1 pseudogene is annotated in these 1188 nt (G+C 35.8%); it reads left to right on the forward strand.

Annotated features, from left to right (window positions below):
• Positions 1 to 191: 191 nt before the first annotated feature.
• Positions 192 to 1079, forward strand: a pseudogene (locus tag E1163_RS00370) (RHS repeat-associated core domain-containing protein); the annotation flags it as partial.
• Positions 1080 to 1188: the final 109 nt, after the last annotated feature.

Raw genomic sequence — 1188 nt, forward strand, 5'->3', positions numbered from 1 at the left:
AAACCGACGTGAAGTCCTTTCCCAAAACGGAAAGTAAGAGTTTAAAGAAAATATATTTAGAAAGGCAAGAATTGAAAAATATTAGGTTTGATTCATCTAAAGTTATTCTTGAATTTAAAGATGATGAAGTTCTAAAAAGGGAGATATTTATGCTAGACTCCCTGTTTAATTGAAATGACTACTATCCCTTCGGGTTAACATTTAACTCTTACAATAGAGTTACTGCCACTCCTAATGATTACTTATATAATGGTAAGGAGTTGGATATGGAGCTTGATTTAGGTTGGTACGACTATGGAGCTAGAAATTATGATGCAGCTATTGGAAGGTTTGTCCAAGTTGATCCACTAGCCAGTGCGATGCAAGAGAATTACTCACCTTACCATTACGTGAAAAATAACCCTATTAGATACATGGACCCAACTGGTATGATTTGGGAAGATCAAGAGCAGGCTGATGAATTAAAAGAAAGAATTAATAAACGGAAGGATCAAATAGCTAAAAAGAGAGGCAAATTAGAAGCAAGGATTGCCAAGAGAGAGGGTAAAGGAAAAAGTACTGATAGATTAGAAGGTAAAATTGCTACCCTGGATGAAAGAACATCACAATTAGATCAAAGTATTTCAGATATTGAGGCTCTTGGTGCTGATCAGGAAAATACTTTCCGTTTAGCTAAAGGGGATAATCAAGGAGCTGGAAAGCATGGAGTGTCAAAGGGTGATGATGGTGTGATTAATATATATGGTTCAAATACTGGATTACATATTCATGAGGTAAGACATGTTGCATTGTCCTTAGACTCGGAAAATGGGATGGAGTTTAGTTCCAACAATTTATTGAAACCAACAACACCTACGGGTCGAGTAGATGAAATAGAAGGTTATAAAGCTCAATTTGGATATACAGGAAGTGGGCCTGGTGCAGGGTCAAATGATGAAGTAGTTCAGAATATTGCGAATATGAAAGATGGTAAAGGTGACTATGTTTACCCTGCAATCAGACAATATTATCTTAATAGACAAAAAGGGTTAAGGCGCTCTAAAAAATTCTACAAAAAACTAGAAAAAGGTAAACAATGAGAATACTAGTATATGTGAGTCTATTGGCTCTCTTTGGGTCATGTAGCCCCAATTTAATAGCTCAGAAAATAGAGGGAGTATATGCTCAAGATGATTTTGAGAAAATTAG

Source organism: Fulvivirga kasyanovii, from assembly GCF_009711405.1.
Lineage (GTDB): Bacteria > Bacteroidota > Bacteroidia > Cytophagales > Cyclobacteriaceae > Fulvivirga > Fulvivirga kasyanovii.